Source organism: Calothrix sp. NIES-2098, from assembly GCF_963875125.1.
In the GTDB taxonomy this organism is placed as follows: Bacteria; Cyanobacteriota; Cyanobacteriia; order Cyanobacteriales; family Nostocaceae; genus Aulosira.
In genome coordinates, this window is sequence record NZ_CAWNKJ010000001.1 from 4,586,255 (window position 1) to 4,603,120 (window position 16,866).

10 protein-coding genes are annotated in these 16,866 nt (G+C 42.3%); 4 read left to right on the forward strand and 6 right to left on the reverse strand.

The window, feature by feature from the left end:
• Positions 1 to 211: 211 nt before the first annotated feature.
• Positions 212 to 1,180, forward strand: coding sequence for an SMP-30/gluconolactonase/LRE family protein (locus AACU33_RS19085; protein WP_339376142.1), 969 nt, complete (start codon positions 212 to 214; stop codon positions 1,178 to 1,180).
• A gap of 681 nt (positions 1,181 to 1,861) precedes the next feature.
• Here AACU33_RS19085 and AACU33_RS19090 read toward each other — a convergent pair.
• From AACU33_RS19090 to AACU33_RS19100, 3 genes are read right to left on the reverse strand one after another with little or no spacing between them, the layout of a single operon-like run.
• Complete coding sequence (locus AACU33_RS19090; protein ID WP_096590154.1) at positions 1,862 to 4,621, reverse strand: TIR domain-containing protein; 2,760 nt, start codon at positions 4,619 to 4,621, stop codon at positions 1,862 to 1,864.
• 58 nt (positions 4,622 to 4,679) lie between these two features.
• Complete coding sequence (locus AACU33_RS19095; protein WP_096590155.1) at positions 4,680 to 6,920, reverse strand: TRAFs-binding domain-containing protein; 2,241 nt, start codon at positions 6,918 to 6,920, stop codon at positions 4,680 to 4,682.
• A 14-nt stretch (positions 6,921 to 6,934) separates the two neighbouring features.
• The gene (locus AACU33_RS19100; RefSeq protein WP_096590156.1) at positions 6,935 to 7,345 is read right to left on the reverse strand and encodes a thiol-disulfide oxidoreductase DCC family protein; all 411 of its coding nucleotides are present in this window, start codon (positions 7,343 to 7,345) and stop codon (positions 6,935 to 6,937) included.
• A 158-nt stretch (positions 7,346 to 7,503) separates the two neighbouring features.
• Between AACU33_RS19100 and AACU33_RS19105 the strand changes: the two genes are divergently transcribed.
• On the forward strand, positions 7,504 to 8,415 hold the full coding sequence (locus AACU33_RS19105; RefSeq protein WP_096590157.1) for an AraC family transcriptional regulator: 912 nt from the start codon (positions 7,504 to 7,506) through the stop codon (positions 8,413 to 8,415).
• A gap of 159 nt (positions 8,416 to 8,574) precedes the next feature.
• On the opposite strand, the gene AACU33_RS19110 is transcribed toward AACU33_RS19105, so the two are convergent.
• The 3 genes from AACU33_RS19110 to AACU33_RS19120 all read right to left on the reverse strand — a co-directional run bounded on the left by AACU33_RS19110 (position 8,575) and on the right by AACU33_RS19120 (position 14,581).
• Positions 8,575 to 12,801, reverse strand: coding sequence for a tetratricopeptide repeat protein (locus AACU33_RS19110; RefSeq protein WP_096590158.1), 4,227 nt, complete (start codon positions 12,799 to 12,801; stop codon positions 8,575 to 8,577).
• Positions 12,802 to 12,908: 107 nt separating this feature from the next.
• Complete coding sequence (locus AACU33_RS19115; RefSeq protein ID WP_096590159.1) at positions 12,909 to 13,475, reverse strand: hypothetical protein; 567 nt, start codon at positions 13,473 to 13,475, stop codon at positions 12,909 to 12,911.
• A gap of 41 nt (positions 13,476 to 13,516) precedes the next feature.
• Complete coding sequence (locus AACU33_RS19120; protein WP_096590160.1) at positions 13,517 to 14,581, reverse strand: trypsin-like peptidase domain-containing protein; 1,065 nt, start codon at positions 14,579 to 14,581, stop codon at positions 13,517 to 13,519.
• Positions 14,582 to 14,956: 375 nt separating this feature from the next.
• On the opposite strand from AACU33_RS19120, the gene AACU33_RS19125 reads away from it, so the two are divergent.
• Together AACU33_RS19125 and dps are read left to right on the forward strand one after the other, a co-directional pair.
• Entirely contained in the window at positions 14,957 to 16,009 is a 1,053-nt protein-coding gene (locus AACU33_RS19125) for an aldo/keto reductase (RefSeq protein WP_096590161.1), read from the forward strand.
• Positions 16,010 to 16,139: 130 nt separating this feature from the next.
• Positions 16,140 to 16,709 carry a DNA starvation/stationary phase protection protein Dps gene (dps, locus tag AACU33_RS19130; protein WP_096590162.1) on the forward strand — a complete coding sequence of 190 codons (570 nt, stop codon included), beginning with the start codon at positions 16,140 to 16,142 and terminating at the stop codon, positions 16,707 to 16,709.
• Positions 16,710 to 16,866: the final 157 nt, after the last annotated feature.

Below are 16,866 nucleotides of genomic sequence, written 5' to 3' on the forward strand. Positions count from 1 at the left end.
TCCCGTTAGATAATGTGTGCCCAATAGTGGCTTGACTTGTCGTTAAACATCGCGCCAGATAGCATAATGTAGCGTTTAGCCAATAATTTTCTAGCACCCTCAGGCGGATTTTTTTTACCAAAAAAGCTTGTCTATTAACCTCAGGGAAGATTAGTGGAAAAAACTCTGTCAATATTGTCAGTATCCTATTGAGTTTGGTGTATTGTTCGTTGTGAAAAAATTTATTGTTCAAATAGCAGGCTGCAATTTGTTACTAAGTTTGTTGATGGTACAGCACAGCAGTGGTAATACTTCCAGTACCATACAAGCGATTATGAACGCTAACACCAAACTGGAAAAGTTGGTCGGTGGTTTAAAATTTACAGAAGGGCCAGTTTGGCATCCTAGAGGCTTTTTGCTCTTCAGTGATATCCCCGCAGATACTATTTATAAATTGACAACTAATGGTAAAGTTTCTGTATTTCGTCGTCCTGCTGGTCATCCCAACGGTAATACTTTTGATACACAAGGACGGTTAATTACTGCTGAACATAATCGCCGCCTTGTCCGCACAGAAAAAAATGGTGAAATAAAAGTTTTGGCACAACGCTATCAGGGCAAACTTCTCAACAGCCCAAATGATGTTGTAGTTAAATCAGATGGTAGCATTTACTTTACTGACCCACCTTATGGCATTAGTAAGGAAAAGGAAGAACTGGGCTTTTATGGCATCTATCGTTGGCAACCGAATGGAACTCTAAATTTGCTCGATCGACAAATGCTACGTCCCAATGGCATCGCGTTTTCACCTGATGATAAAAAGCTCTATGTTAGTGACTCTGAACAAGGATATATTCGCATTTTTGATGTTAAATTAGATGGCACTTTAACTAATAGCAGGGTTTTTGCTGATTTGAAAGAACCCAAAGATAAAGGCGTACCTGATGGTTTGAAGATAGATATTCAAGGAAATATCTACTGTAGCGGCCCTGAAGGAGTCTGGATTTTTTCTCCCACAGGTCAATTACTAGGCAAAATTATAGTGCCAGAGACTGTCACCAATTTGGCTTGGGGCGATAATGACTATAAAACTCTTTATATAACCGCAGGTCAGAGTGTTTATCGCATCCGCTTAAAAGTTAGGGGTCAGCAACCGGGAAGAATATTAGATAATAGGGTTTCGCTAAACCCCAAAAAATAAAATTGGTATGGCGAAGATTATTCCTAACTTAACTTTATTAACCTATTGATTTGTTCAATTATAGGACTCATATTCGATTTCTAAAATATAGGTAGTAGTGGGCATTGCCCACCATATCCTGGTTTTGGTGGGTAATGCCCACCCTACTATTGATTTGTTCAATTATCAATGTTATGTAGCGATAATTGTTATGACTGCGTAAACTATTCAAATGAGAAGCGATAAGGCATTTGAAGAAAGCAAGATACCTTCTTGCTTGCCTAAAATATCATAATAAGTGCGCGATTTACTGAAACGAGAAAGTATTCAGGCATTTGAAGAAAGCAAGATACCTTTTTGCTTGCCTAAAAGACCATAATAAGTGCGTGATTTACTAAAATGAGAAAGTCATCTGCCTTTTTGCTTGCCTAAAATACCATAATGAGTGCGTGATTTACTGAAAGGAGAAAGTATTCAGGCATTTGAAGAAAGTGATATGCCTTTTTGCTTGCCTAAAAGACCATAATGAGTTCACGATTTAGTGAAAGGAGAAAGTATTCAGGCATTTGAAGAAAGTGATATGCCTTTTTAATAACTGTAAATAACTCAATACCTTTCGGTAAAAGAAAAAAAGCAATAGAACGATCGCGTACATTGCGATCGCAGCATCGTCAAGCTCAACACGATCGCTCCATTCGTTAATTACTTTCGACTTCCTACTCCTTGGCAAATCTGGCGATCGCCTGCGCTCAGATCGGTATTATACTGCAAATAATCGTGTAACCACTGACAACCTCGTGCCAAAAGCTGCTCTAAATCTGCATTATCAAAGGGCATGAGTTTGACAATCCCACTTTCGCCTGCGATCGCAATTTGATGCCCCTGAGGATTAAAAGCTACATTCCAAACTTCACCTTGATAATCTCTAATCTTAGCGATTTGCTGTCCTGTGATAGTCCACAAGCGCACAGTACCATCCTCTCCCGCAGTACCAATTTGCTGACCATCGTCGGGGCTGAACCTGGCATCAAAAACTTGTCCTTCATGTCCTCTCAGCAAAGCCAGCTGTTGTCCTGCAAGATTCCATACCCGGCTAGTACCATCTTTCCCTGCCGTAACAATTAACTTACCATCCGGGCTAAAGTTCGCTTGAAAGACAATATCCTGATGCCCTGTGAATTCTGCGATTGGCTTGCCAGAGAGATTCCAAAGATGAAATGTTCCCCGATCTCCAGTAGTAACAATTGTTTTACCATCAGGGCTGAACTTGACACTCCAGATTTGACCGTCATTTGTCTGAAAACTCCGAGTTTGTTGCCCGGAAATATTCCACAACCGAATTATGCCATTTTCTCCAGAGGTAACAATGCGTTTACCATCCGGACTCAAGCTGGCACGATAAATTGCTTGCCTATGACCGCCAAATTCAGCGATTTGCTTTCCGGTAATCTCCCATAACCGCGCAAAATCATCTCCCGCCGTGAGAATTTTTGTCCCATCTGGGCTGAAACTCAAACTCCAAACTGATTTTTGATGCCCCTTAAATTCGGCTAGTTGTTTTCCAGTCAAATTCCACAGGCGAACTACGCCATCAACTCCCGCCACAGCGATTTTCTTGCCATCTGGGCTAAAATTCAGGCTCCAAATCCATCCGTGACTGGCTTTAAATGCAGTAATCTGGCGCTTGGAAATGTTCCATAATCGAGCAATACCATCGCCGCCAGCGGTAATTAGTTGTTGACCATCTGGGCTAAAACTGACGCTGTTGATCCAAAGCGTGGCTTTAAACTGAGCCAACTGATGTCCTGAAAGATTCCACACGCGGATGGTGCTGTCTCTGCCAGAGGTAGCAATTCGCCTGCCATCAGGACTAAAACTCACCCCCAAGACTGCGCCTAAATGCCCTTTAAATTCGGCCAGGGTTTTACCCGCCAGATTCCACAACCTAGCTGTGCCATCATCACAAGCAGTCACAATAGTCTTGCCGTCAGGGCTAAAACTGACTTCGCTAATGCTACTTTCATGCCCTGTAAATTCTCTGATTTGTTGCCCTGTCAGGCTCCACAGTCGTGCAGTGCGATCGCTCCCAACTGTTACTAATTGTCGTCCATCAGGACTAAATCGGACATACGCAACTTGTCCCTGATGACCTTTAAATTCCACAAGTTCTTGCCCTGTCAGACTCCATAACCGAGCAGTACCATCAACGCTGGCTGTAGCCAGTCGTTGACCATCAGGACTAAAACTCACACTCCAGATTAACCCCTGGTGTCCTTTGAATTCAACGAGTTGTTTTCCGGAAAGATTCCATAATCGCGCAGTGCGATCGCTACCAGCAGTCGCAATTGTTTTACCATCTGGGCTAAAGCTGGCATCCAGAACTTGCCCCCGATGTCCTCTAAATTCAGCCAATTGTTGTCCTGTGGCAGTCCACAGCCGGACAGTGCCGCGATCGTCAACCGTGACAATTTTGCTACCATCGGGGCTAAACCGGGCGCAGGAAGCGTTGCTGCGATCTGCGCGAATGCGATTCTGTTCGTGGATGTTTTCCAGCAGCGTTCTCAGGGAGAACAGCGGGCTGGTGGTTGGATATTGAGAGATCTGGCTATCTTTCACCAGTGCTTGCAACGCTTTACCACTTTGTACTGCTGCTAAGAGCGCACCTAACTGATCGGAGTTAAACTGCTCTAAGGTAGTTGCGCCTTCCCTTTCTAGCTGCGTTGCAGTTTTCGCTGCTTGCAGTTCTTGAAGCGCCCGCATAGTCATCGTACTGACTACAACGGCTGCACATATTGTTAAGCCCAGCACTGCTGACCCAATTTGCACCATCCGCCTTGACTTTTGCCCTGCTCGAATCAATCTTTGGTAAGCATCTTCAGCTTCGCGGCTTTTGCTGATGTAGTTAACTTGCTGTGCGGTGGGTTTTGGTTCCTTGCTTGCTCCCTGCTGTAACCATTGTTCTGCCTCTTGCAAATCGCTACCGCGCAATAAAAAACTATCGTTGCGTGCTTTTGCTTCCCACTCTAGAGCGTGTACAAGCAGGCGCGCGTGCGCATATACATAGTCTAAATCAGTGTTAATCGCCTTCAGCAACGACTGGAACGCCCGATCGAAATTATCTTGCTCGCGAAAAAAAATCCAGTTGTGCCTTGCTACTGCTTCATGTACCTGCTCGCTCGCAAAACCTTCTCGCCACAAAATAGGTATTAAACGCTTACTGTTTTTCACGCTATGTTCAAGTTCTTGGCGGCACACCTTAGAAGCAACTGAGTCGGGGCTGATAATAAAAATGAAAGTATGTGCCCCTTCGATGCCACGCTGAATTTCATGCCACCAGTCTGCGGTGAGGGGAATATCCTGCCAGTCAACCCAAGCATCACAATTTGCTTCTTCCAGCGCCGCATGGAGTTTCTCTACAAATACCCTATCTTTGCGCGAGTAGGAGATAAAAATATTAGCCATGATGCGCTGTTTGGGATGACATCAATTCTAGAGCAATCTCAGTTGTATCATGACATCACTAAAAAGCTTTGATTTGACGGCGTAAATGATAAGTGGGAAATGTGCCATATCCTTTAGCAAAAGGAATTTGACCGACATAATCGCAAGTAAAATCTTCAACGCCTAAGGCACAAGCTAGGGCAGCAAAAGCTTGGCTTGTATACACTTTTCCGGGTGGGGTTATGGGTTCAATTCTCGCAGCATAGTTAACATGAGTGCCGATATAGCTGATATCTTTCGTCACAGGATTAACATATTGGTAAACTGGGCCTGCATGTAAGGAAATCCGCAAATTGAGATTCTCTGGCAAACCCTTTTCTAACCAATCAATCTGTTGAATGAGTTCGCATAAATCGAGGGCAAAGTTACCAGCATCAGTGACACTGGGAAACACATAATATAAAGCATCTCCCCAAGTATTTTTTACTAATGGCTTATAACTTGATTGAGCTTCTAGTTCAGCAACAGAACCAAGAAAATATTCAACATATTGGGGAATTTGTGATTCTGTTAAGTTTGAGTATTTAACGACATCAGCAAATAACAGCGCCATAACTTCTCTCGATTCGCCATTATTACTTGATTCCGGCTCGATGTTGATTTCTGTTTGCCAATCTGGAGATAAATTGTTATTCGTTGCTGATGCTTTTAACATCGATTCTAAGTCGATGATTTCTACTTCATAGCCCCATGCTTGCCAAGTATTAATTGCCCACGCCGTACCACCACTTCCATCACCAGGTTTACCATCCCAAACTGCCAGGTGAATTAGTTCTGTGTCGAGTACTTCGGCTCGCATTTTACCTAAGCCGTGGACAACACAATTGGCATATTCATACAAAACTTGGCTATTTTCTAATTTGCGATTAGAGCAGGTAATAACTTCATTAGCTCTTGCTAATAATTTTTCGCATCTTTGCTTCCAATTACTATGAGGAATGATATCGACCGAATATTTAATAAATTCTTCGCGATCGTAAGGCAGTACTATATGAATATCTCCGTTAAGTTCGAGAATTGCTTCTAAAAATAAAATATCAGCACCACAAGCAACGGAAGCATATCCTATTTTGGCATCAAGAGCCAAAAGGCGATCGCGAATAGCTCGATAAACTTGTGCTTCCAATTCTGGGGGAAACCTGGGGATACTTCTCCCCGGCCTATCGATTATGTGTCCGCTAAAGACAACTGCACGCGGAAGTTTAAACCATTCTTGAAGGCGCTGGGTATCTCCTTCTAAATATTCCAGCAGAATTTTAGCATTGCGGCGGGTGGAACTGATATCCCCAAGCCGTCCTTTTCCGACTTCTATTGCTCGTTTATACCATGTTTCGGCTTCTGACCAGCCTCGCAAAATCAAGGCGGCTTCACCCAGAGTTGCTAATTGCCAATAATCTTTTTCCGATTGTTGCAAACATTGCTCTCGCACTTGAGCCGCAATTTCTCTTGCTGTTGCTTCGTCTCCCCTTAACAAATTCATGGTAGCAGCATTAATTCCGGGATAGTAATCGTCGGTTAATTGATAGGCTTGTTGATATCTTTGGGCTGCTAATTCTAGATGGCGTTGTTTTTCTTGCGGAGTAGTTGCTTGTAAATACAAGTCTTTATGAGTCCTGGCGAGAATAGAGATAGTTTCTCGATCCGATTCTCCTGCTTCCACCAGTTCTAAAAGAAGCGAATTAGCTCGTAATGTTGCGCCACTCCGCGCCAATGCTAAAGCTAAAAGTTGCTTTAATCTCAGATTATTTTGCCAGTTTTTTAGTCCTTCAGTAATCACATCATAAGCCATTAAAGGCTCACCAAGTTGCAGAATTGTTTCTCCTAAGGCAATATAAATATCTGGTGAATGCAGCTTAATCTTAATAGTTTCTCTGCCAATCGCCAATAAAGAACTTAAATTTAATTCTGACGATTCTTGGAGATTTTTTAGCATTACAGCTAATTGTTGTTCTTGTTGCTCATCTGGTAAAGAAGTTGTTTCTCCTTCAATGCGGTAGCCTAATGCTAAGAGCATCTTAATAACTCCTAGGGCTGTATTGCGATCGTATTGTTTCTCTGATTCTGATAATTCTTCGTAGGGAATTAGCCCAGGATGTTCTTTGCGGAGATCGTCTCGTTGCAGGCCATATTTCCATCCTTCTGCGATGCGTTGCTGTGCCCAGATTTCATGGGTATTTTTAGCTAGTAATTCAGTCAATTTGAGGTGTTCGGTATTGATGATTACTTTTGAAGTATCTATTGGCTCTGGTTTATAGTTCATTTTGAACGATCGCTCTAGCTACCTACCTGACAGTTACCATCTACACAAAATGAGGATTGATAGGTACTGTCACGCTTGCCAAAGATAGTATAGCGATTATCGCGGATTTGTTCGTAAAAGCGATCGCCTACCCACTTCACCCCAGGTAACGCCCGATAAGCATCAACAAACACGCTTCCTAAGGGTAATAACCGCCCAATCTCTTCAGCGGCGTTACTACCTTGCCAACGTCTTTCAGGTGCATTCGCATTAATTAAAATCATCCCCTGTTCGCAATCTTGAGGAGTAATCCCAAATTGGGCGAGTGTTTGCTCGTTCTGCATCGGGCTGTAGCGAAACAGCTTTCCTTGGTCTAAGCTCTCTAATAATTGCACTAAGCTAACGCAGAGATTGCAATTGCCATCGTAAATCACGTAGTAATTCATTTGCTTTGCTTATGCCTTCAGGCAGAGATAGAGTTTCTATGAGATTATATTTCTGTATGTAAACTTAACGTACCTGCGCTCCAAAAGAGTAGTTAAGGTATTTAAGAATGTAAGTATAGCCTTACACCTAAATCTAAAAGCTTGCTGGGGTGCGAACAATGGCAGAAGAGAAAATCTTAACTGTTGATTTTACTCAAAGAGATGCTTGTTCGGAAATTCTGCCGCGATCGCCCCTGTTTTCCAGTTACGATGCCAATTGGAATGGTGTTCGCCTAGACCATCATCAACAGCCTGGTTATGAAACTCCCGAACACTATTGCCAACAGCATATTGTTACTATTAGCCTAGATCAAAGCGTTCACAAAACAGAACGGGTTTTTAATGGCAGGCTTCAGAGTGAGCGCATCCACTATGGAGATGTAGTCATACTTCCAGCAAATACTAATCACTTATCACGTTGGCAATTAGAAGCAGAATTTCTAGTTATTAGTCTAGAACCAGCTTTGTTTACTCGTGCTGCTTTTGAAGCAGGAGATTTACAACGCTTTGAGATTGTACCGCGCTTTGCATCACCAGACCCCTTAATTCAACAGATTGGGTTAGCACTTCAATCAGAACTTAAATCAGATGGCATGGGTAGTCGAATTTATGTAGAATCTCTGACAACTACGCTTTGCATTCATCTACTCAAACATCATTCTGTTTCTAATAACGCAATTACAACCTACTCTCAAGAGCAGGGACTTTCACAACTGAAGTTACGAAAAGCCATTTCCTATATTCAAGAAAACCTAGAACAAGATTTAACTTTAGCTGAAATTTCTGCGGTAGTGGGAATGAGCATGTATCATTTTTCCCGATTATTTAAACAGTCAACGGGTTTTGCGCCTCATCAATATGTGATGAATTGCCGAATTGAAAAAGCCAAAAAGCTATTAACTCGCACCGAACAAACTATAGATCAAATCTGTCAACAAGTTGGTTTCCAGAATCAGAGTCACTTCACAAATGTCTTCCGCAAATTGATGGGTACAACGCCCAGAGTCTACAGAGAAAAGGTGAAGATATAGCTTTTAACCTCAATAATTTAAAATTTTAAAGTAACAGAAAAATATGTATTTTCACTTTGTTATTTCAATCGAGAACTTAATGATAAATATAATAAGAATTAGAACAGATAAAATGCAAGCTAACCATCAGTATTATTAAATGTTTTTTGAAACAACTGCCTAAATTTTGTTACGTAATTGCAGGAAACCTGGATCGTTTGGAGCAATTTTCAGCGCTCGATCGCAATATTGCAATGCTTCTTCTCGTCTTCCTAACTTAGATAAGGCATAAGTTAGGTTAGGAGTGACGATTATTAAACCACGAACATTGGACAACATTTCATCAATTTCAAAGCCTTTAGATAATTCCTCAACAGCCCGATCAAAACCTTTACGAACTAAAAATGCTTTTCCCATTGCTGTATGTACCTTAGCAAGATGTTTCTGCTCGTCAAGTTCTTCCCCTAACTTGATACTTTGACGAAAGTACATTTGTGAAAGCTCAAAGGCTTTTACTCCTTCTTGATGAGCAAGAACTTGACCTAAGCTATTGGCTATAATGGCTTGTCCTCGCTTGTCTTGAAGCTTTACAGCTAAGTCATAACTTTGTCGGAGAATTTTTTCAGCTTCATCCCATTTCTGTTGTCTTTCCAAAACACCACCCAAGGTATTCAAGACCTTAGCTAAACTCGGCAAATCTTTTTTATCTTCAAAAATTTCCTGACAATCTTTAAGAAGTATTTCAGCTTTTTCAAATTTTCCTTTTAATTTCCAAGCTCTGCCAAGGCTGTGCAACACCCATGCAACTTGAATAGGAGCATTAAGATGGGTAAAAATTTCTTGACTCTTTTCTAAAACTTCAACAGTTTTGCCTCCAAATGTTCGTTGCTCCAAAAGAGCAGTCCCATATTGGTGAAGTGCTATCCCCATCCCATTCAAAATGGAAGCTGAAACTTCTTCGTTACCATAGTTTTTTGAAAGTTCAACAGCACGCTCGTAATATTCAATAGCTAGATCGAACTTCTCTTGTTGTAATGCTATATAGGCCAGATTTGTTAATGTCCACAATATTCTTTCGTGATTATTCAAATCATTCTCAATAGCAAAAATACGTAACAATATATTATATGCATCGTCAAAATATCCATGCTCTCTTTGCAGGCTAGCTAAGGAAGTCAGTGTCATGGCTAATCCTCGCTGATTTCCAAGTTCTTCCTCAATCTGAGCAATACGTTCAAGAGTTGTCATTGCTTCTTGAAACTGTCCTGTTGCTTTCAGAAGTTGACTAACTTGCGTTAATGCCATTGTTAGCCCTCTGGAAACACCAAGTTCTGTTTCAATGGCAACACAAAGTCTAGCTGTTACAAGTGCGTCTTGTAATTTGTTCTGTTGCTGAAGTAACCCCCCTAAACAGTTCAACCCAATGACAAGTTGAGATTGGTTATTTAGGGCTTGGGCGATCGCAATTTGTCGTTCAAAAGCCTGCTGTGCTTCTTCTAATTTGCCCTGTTGCTGAAGTAATCCCCCTAAACGGTTTAACCCAATGGCAAGTTGAGATTGGTCATTGAGGACTTCGGCGATTGCAATTTGTCGTTCAAAAGCCTGCTGTGCCTCTTCTAATTTGCCCTGTTGCTGAAGCAATCGCCCTAAACAGTTCAACCCAATGGCAAGTTGAGATTGGTCATTGAGGACTTCGGCGATTGCAATTCCTCTCTCAAAAGCCTGCTGTGCCTCTTCTAATTTGCCCTGTTGCTGGAGCAATCCCCCTAAACAGTTCAACCCAATGGCAATTTGAGATTGGTCATTGAGGACTTCGGCGATTGCAATTCCTCTCTCAAAAGCCTGCTGTGCCTCTTCTAATTTGCCCTGTTGCTGGAGCAATCCCCCTAAACGGTTTAACCCAATGGCAACAGACGATTGGTCATTAAGGGCTTCATCAATCACAATTTCTCTCTCAAAAACCTGCTGCGCCTGGTATAATTTGCCTTGTTGCTGAAGCAATCCCCCTAAACTACTCAATCCAATGGCAACAGACGATTGGTCATTAAGAGCTTCGGCGATTGCAATTCCTCTCTCAAAAGTCTGCTGTGCCTGGTCTAATTTACCCAGTTGTCGGAGCAGTCCCCCTAAACAGTTCAATCCAATAGCAAGTTGAGATTGGTCATTAAGAGCTTCGGCGATTGCAATTCCTCTCTCAAAAGTCTGCTGTGCCTGGTCTAATTTACCCAGTTGTCGGAGCAATCCTCCTAAACGGTTCAACCCAATGGCAAGTTGAGATTGGTCATTGAGGGCTTGGGCGATCGCAATTCCTCTCTCAAAAGTCTGCTGTGCCTGGTCTAATTTGCCTTGTTGCTGGAGCAATCCTCCTAAACAGTTCAATCCAATAGCAAGTTGAGATTGGTCATTGAGGGCTTGGGCGAGCGCAATTTGTCGTTCAAAAGCTTGCTGTGCCTGGTCTAATTTGCCTTGTTGCTGGAGTAATCCTCCTAAACGGTTCAACCCAATTGCAAGGGATGATTGGTCATTGAGGGCTTGGGCGAGCGCAATTTGTCGTTCAAAAGCTTGCTGTGCCTGGTCTAATTTGCCTTGTTGCTGGAGTAATCCTCCTAAACGGTTCAACCCAATTGCAAGGGATGATTGGTCATTAAGGGCTTGGGCGATCGCAATTCCTCGTTCAAAATCCTGCTGTGCCTCCTCTAATTTGCCCTGTTGTTGGAGTACTCCTCCTAAACAATTCAACCCAATCGCAAGAGAAAATTGCTCATTGAGGGCTTCACTAATTGCGATTCCTCGTTCAAAAGCTTGCTGTGCTTCTTCTAGTTTTCCTTGGGACTGTAATATTTTGCCTAAACGATTGCAAACAATGGCTAAGGAGCGTTCATCACCGATCTCTTCTTCAATAAGAATTTGAAATCTAAAAGTTTGAATGGCTTGTTCTGTCTTACCTTGTTTCTGAAAGATACCACCTAATACATTCAGCACTTTAGCTTCGCGTCTCTTCCGAGTATCTATATCCTCAATCTTTTGTAAAATCGCTTGTGAAGATTTCAAAATTTCTTCAGCTCGTTCAAATTCTTCTGCAAAAGACCAGTAGCGAGCCTCATGCATTTTACATCTAACTACTGTATACCAATCCTCAAGTTGCTCTGCCCACAACTGAAACTGTCCCATCAAGGTAATTGCCTTTTGCCAGTAGCCATACTGCTCAAATAATGGCTGTAGCTTTAAAGCAAATTGGTAGGTTTCCATTTTGCTTTGTTCTGTGTCAGCCTCACGAGTTTGCAACCACTGTGCTGCCAGAATCACATCATCTAAATTCGCAGCAACTTCAGCAATAGTAGTTTCATCTGTCAATTCATCAGACTGTAGCCACTCTACAAAAAATTTGGCATGACGTTCTTGTGCTATAGCCAATAACTCTCGCTTGCGAGCCAAGGCCTCCGCATACTCCCGTACCAACGGATGCAGCACAAAACGGTTTTCTCCAGTATCTACATAATTTAATAGTGACAAATCATAAAGCTTCTTCAAACAACGCTGGGCTTGCAAATTTCTCTGGCATCCTGCTGCTGCCATTGCTGTTTGCTTAGTAAAGCCTTCTGCTGCACATACACTTAAACAAGCAAAAAAATCAACTTCATCCTCTGAAAGCGACTTCAAGCTTAAATTCAATGAAAATTCTACGTTGAGATCGCGATCGCCCTCTATTTTGAGTTCTTCAAATAGTTCATCTTTCTCTTGTTCCAGAGCTTTTGTATAATCATCCAAAGGCTCGCGTTGTCCTCGTAACGCTGCGCCTAAAACTTGCAACGCTAAAGGCAAATTACCAACTAATTTCACTAGTCGCTGAGTCGCCGCTACAGCATTTTCAACTCGCTCTGATCCCAAAATTTTCTTCAACAATTTCAGAGCATCTGCTTCAGGCAACGGGGGTAAGTCAATGATTGCTTGCTCTTCAATATCTAGAGAGAAAGGCAGATGACGTCTACGAGTCGTCACAATTACCGCACAACGATTACCTCCAGGGCGCAATTTTTTTATGCTTGCTTCCTCTGCATTGTCAAAGATCAGCAACATTTGACGGTGAGCAAACACCTCTTGCATCAGAGTTGCTGCATCCCGATCATCTTCCGAATCCAGTTCCTCTCCACAACGTCTCACAAACTCACGGGCAATAGTATCCACATCCTTACCGTCCACCCGTAACCCAATTACTCCATCTGGAAATTTGTCTTGATGAATCGTTGCGAAGTGACACGCTAAAGCAGACTTGCCAATACCACCACCACCCGATACTCCAACAATACTACAGACTTTAGAACACTGGGAATTTAGTAATAGTGCTTCTAGTTGCTGGAGTTGTTCCTCACGCCCCGTAAAATAACGTGTATCTGACTGTGACAGCACAAAAGGAACGTCTGATGAGGCATCAGCATTAGAGTTTTTCTCAAAGTCAAAATTCGGTTTTGAATGCCCCTCTAGAGAGTAGGAGTTGGCCTGAGTTTCTAGAGGGGCTACTGAGGGAGGAGGCTTCTTAGATTTGCTTCAACGTCTGACAATCCACAACCCATAGGACTTTCAGCCCATTGCAGTAGAGCAAAAGCACGATTTCCTGGTGGGGCTGTTGAGGGTGGAATTATATTTGTGGGAACTTTTAGAGAAAAAACTAATATGTCAAAGTCCGAAGTAGTTAGTTGTCCTAAGGTTTTGATTAGCTCCATCCGATTCAGAGAGGTTTTAATTTGAGAGCGATTGTCACCCCAAAACTCTCTTTCCCATTCCTCAGGTGTTAAAGCACTAATATTCTCAGCAAACGTAATCAACTTTTGACCATTCTCTAGTCCTACCCAGTTTAAATCACGATCTGCCAAGCTCCTTAAGAAGTTAACCAGATTAATCTGCCCTTCAGAGCGTAATAGTTCCAATAATTCATTAAAAAATACGAGATTGGTTCCTTCCCAAGTGATTTGGTGAACTAGCCAATCAAACCCAACGGCAGCTAATAAAGCTTTCCGTTGCGGAATTGTTTGAGTATTTGGGACTCGCGACAAAAATTTCAACAGTTCCGATTTCAAGGGCATTGTAAAGACTTCCTAGTAACTGGAATTGAGACTTCGAGTATCTAATTAGCTGCTACATTCACCAATTCTCTAATCTCTAAGGGCAAATCCGCTAAAATCTTCTCCACGAGTATACCTTCGTTTCTAAAATAACGTCTCTGAGTAGTGGGTTCAGGGAGATTACCACCAGCATGATGAAGGGCAACAACCTCCCATCCATCGTTTAATACTGGCGATCCAGAAGAGCCGTTGAGGGTGGAGGTAATATATTGCACCACATTGCCTCCAACATACTCAACAAAGTTATTTTGGAAGGAAATTTCTTTGGGTCGTCCTGCTGGATGCTGAATGATGTTTACTCGCTCTCTGTGCTTGATATTTCTTGATAATAAAGGCAACCATCCCCATTTTTGCCCGGGTTCGCCATCAACTTGAAGCAAAGTATAGTCTAGCTCCTGATTGGTATGGAAAAGTCCACTAGGCTTTGCGTGATATTCTTGACTAGGCTGAGAACGTCCCCAAAAATCATCTTCGTAGTTAAAGCGAAATATGGAATTTAATAATAAATCTGAACTCGGCAAAACGTGATTATTCGTGAGCAATAAATCTTCAGCCACTAAAAAACCTGTCCCTGACCAACGTTCATAACCAGACTGGACTCCAATATAAGCAACCGATCGCGCTACCTCTAGTCCTCGTTGTAAAAAGGCAATGGGGCGTAGCGTATTCTCACCAATAATTTTTTCCAGGACATCTGCTGTCGTTTCTCCGCCTTTCCACTGATCAAGATCAATAGGAGGGAGTGCAGCGATTGGTGTCATCATGTCGTACTTTGTTAGCAACCCATCCAGAAACGCTTGCTGCTGAATCCCTACAAAGCTCTTGAGGCTATTAAGAAATAGCCCTAGTGCCTCATGGTCATAGGTTAAACGCCCATACTTTGATAGATAGCTAACAATTTCGCTGATTGCTACGAAAGGAGTACCTGACAGATCAATCATGGGTGCTAGTTGCTTAAGTCCAGCTAATTCTAGGATTTGTAGACGCGATCGCTCTGTTGCTAACTCTGGTATATCTTTAAGTAGAGTGATTAACTGCTTGCGATCTTCTACATCTAAATTGATCATTACCTAATATTCCACAGATAAAGACGTTTGCCAGGTTACTCAGTACTTAGCTACTCTATATTGGCTGATCGAATAACTAACGACCACTGTGGATGTTACTCGTATTTTATTGCTATTGCGTTACTCGCTCCTTTAACGCTCTGTATCGGATGGTATTTTACGGCTATAATTCCCTCTCTCAAACACTCAAATCCTTACATAGCCGTAACACAAATAGTATTGACTACTTTTGCAGACTTTGTTTGTATAGTTCTACTCTTCCAAAGTGAAAGCTTGCGGATATGGCAGCAAGATTTTGATATTGTTAGCAAAAACTGACAAAGACAAAAGTGCAACACATCGCTACACTCAATTTCAGTCATTGAGAAAGTTGTGATGAGATACAAACTTTTGGGTAAAAGCGGGTTGAGAGTCTCTGAACTCTGCTTGGGAACAATGACCTTTGGTGAAGATTGGGGTTGGGGCGCTTCCCAAGATGAAAGTCGGAGGATTTTTGATACTTTTGTGGAAGCAGGTGGCAATTTCATCGACACCGCTAACGGTTATACAGATGGTACGAGCGAGAAAATTGTTGGTGAGTTAATTGCTCAAGACCGAGAACGTTTTGTTGTTGCGACTAAATACTCGTTCCCTTTGCGGATGAACGACAATAAAAACGATCCTAACGGTAGCGGCAATCATCGCAAGAATTTGGTTCAGTCTTTGGAAGGCAGTTTGAAACGGCTGAATACTGACTATATTGATTTATTTTGGTTGCACGCCTGGGATTTTACAACACCTGTAGAAGAAGTGATGCGATCGCTCGACGATATGGTTCGTCAAGGTAAAATTCTCTACGTTGGCATTTCTGACGCACCTGCCTGGATTATCTCTCAAGCTAACACGATCGCTCAGTATCAAGGCTGGACTCCTTTCGTTGCTTTGCAAGTTGAATACAGTTTGATTCAGCGCACACCAGAACGGGACTTAATCCCAATGGCCAAAGCCTTGGATTTAGCTGTAACACCTTGGTCGCCTTTAGGTGGTGGCGTGCTGACAGGTAAGTATAACAAGCCACCGCAAGCAGGGGACGAACAAGGGCGATTAACCAATCCTACAACTGGCAGTATTTCCGAACGCAGTTTAGCGATCGCAGATGTGGTTAGTCAAGTTGCTGCGGAAATTGGACGCACACCTTCACAAGTAGCAATAGCTTGGTTACGCGCCCAAAGCGGTGTAATTATCCCGATTATCGGCGCACGCAAGCTGACTCAGTTTCAAGATAACTTAGCAGCTTTAGATGTCAATTTATCGCCAGAACATCTGCAACGCCTGCATGAAGTTAGTCAAATTGAGTTGGGTTTCCCCCATGATTTCTTACAGAACGATACGATCCGCGATCGCCTTTTTGGTGGCACATTTAGTGCTATAGATAACCATCGAGCCTGAGTGAGTGATTTTGCTCATAAAGAAGATAATAATTGATGAATGCCAAAATTCCCTCTGTCTTCGGGAAGTTCCAAAAACTCCTGCACTATTTGTAGAGTTATTGTGATGAGATTCCAAGCAGATACAACACATGAGCGACAATAAAATTGCATCCCGTCTTTATCCCACCCGCATTGATATTCCTGCCGAAGCGCGATCTCAAATTGTGGTACTTCTCAACCAAACTTTGGCAGCTACTTTAGACTTGAAAACCCAAGTAAAACAAGCTCATTGGAACGTTAAAGGCACTGATTTTTATCAGTTGCATGAATTGTTTGATGAAATTGCTGGCGAACTCGAAGAATACATCGATATGTTTGCCGAACGCGTCACAGCTTTAGGTGGCTACGCCTTAGGAACAGCGCGCGCCGCTGCTAGCAATTCAATTTTGCCAGAATATCCCTTTGATGTTTTAGATGGCATAGACCATGTAACCGCTTTAGCAGATCGCTTTGCACCTTATGCTAAACATTTGCGGGACGCGATCGCCAAAACCGATGATTTAGGCGATCTTGATACTGCTGACCTATATACTGAAGTTTCTCGCACCATTGATAAGCGTCTGTGGTTCTTAGAGGCTCATTTGCAAATAGCTGAAATCAAAGCCGAGAATGGCGCATCCGCAGGGAAAGCTACTAAACAGCCAGTTGCTGTCAAGTAAGAAATTTTGAGATTTCATTTCTAGCAGTCCTATCTGATTTGTTAAAACTTCAGAGGTAGAGCATTACCTAGAGTATGATGAATTTTTCACAAATAATTTAGGATTGCTATAGCAGTAACTTTTTGGTAAGTACGTCACTTTTAAGTGCGTACTTTTC

Bases quoted from the DNA above. Each gene is read 5' to 3' on its own strand.
- AACU33_RS19090 (WP_096590154.1), bottom strand. From the start codon at position 4,621: ATGGCTAATATTTTTATCTCCTACTCGCGCAAAGATAGGGTATTTGTA.
- AACU33_RS19120 (WP_096590160.1), bottom strand. From the start codon at position 14,581: ATGATCAATTTAGATGTAGAAGATCGCAAGCAGTTAATCACTCTACTT.
- AACU33_RS19105 (WP_096590157.1), top strand. From the start codon at position 7,504: ATGGCAGAAGAGAAAATCTTAACTGTTGATTTTACTCAAAGAGATGCT.
- AACU33_RS19100 (WP_096590156.1), bottom strand. From the start codon at position 7,345: ATGAATTACTACGTGATTTACGATGGCAATTGCAATCTCTGCGTTAGC.
- AACU33_RS19095 (WP_096590155.1), bottom strand. From the start codon at position 6,920: ATGAACTATAAACCAGAGCCAATAGATACTTCAAAAGTAATCATCAAT.
- dps (WP_096590162.1), top strand. From the start codon at position 16,140: ATGAGCGACAATAAAATTGCATCCCGTCTTTATCCCACCCGCATTGAT.
- AACU33_RS19115 (WP_096590159.1), bottom strand. From the start codon at position 13,475: ATGCCCTTGAAATCGGAACTGTTGAAATTTTTGTCGCGAGTCCCAAAT.
- AACU33_RS19125 (WP_096590161.1), top strand. From the start codon at position 14,957: ATGAGATACAAACTTTTGGGTAAAAGCGGGTTGAGAGTCTCTGAACTC.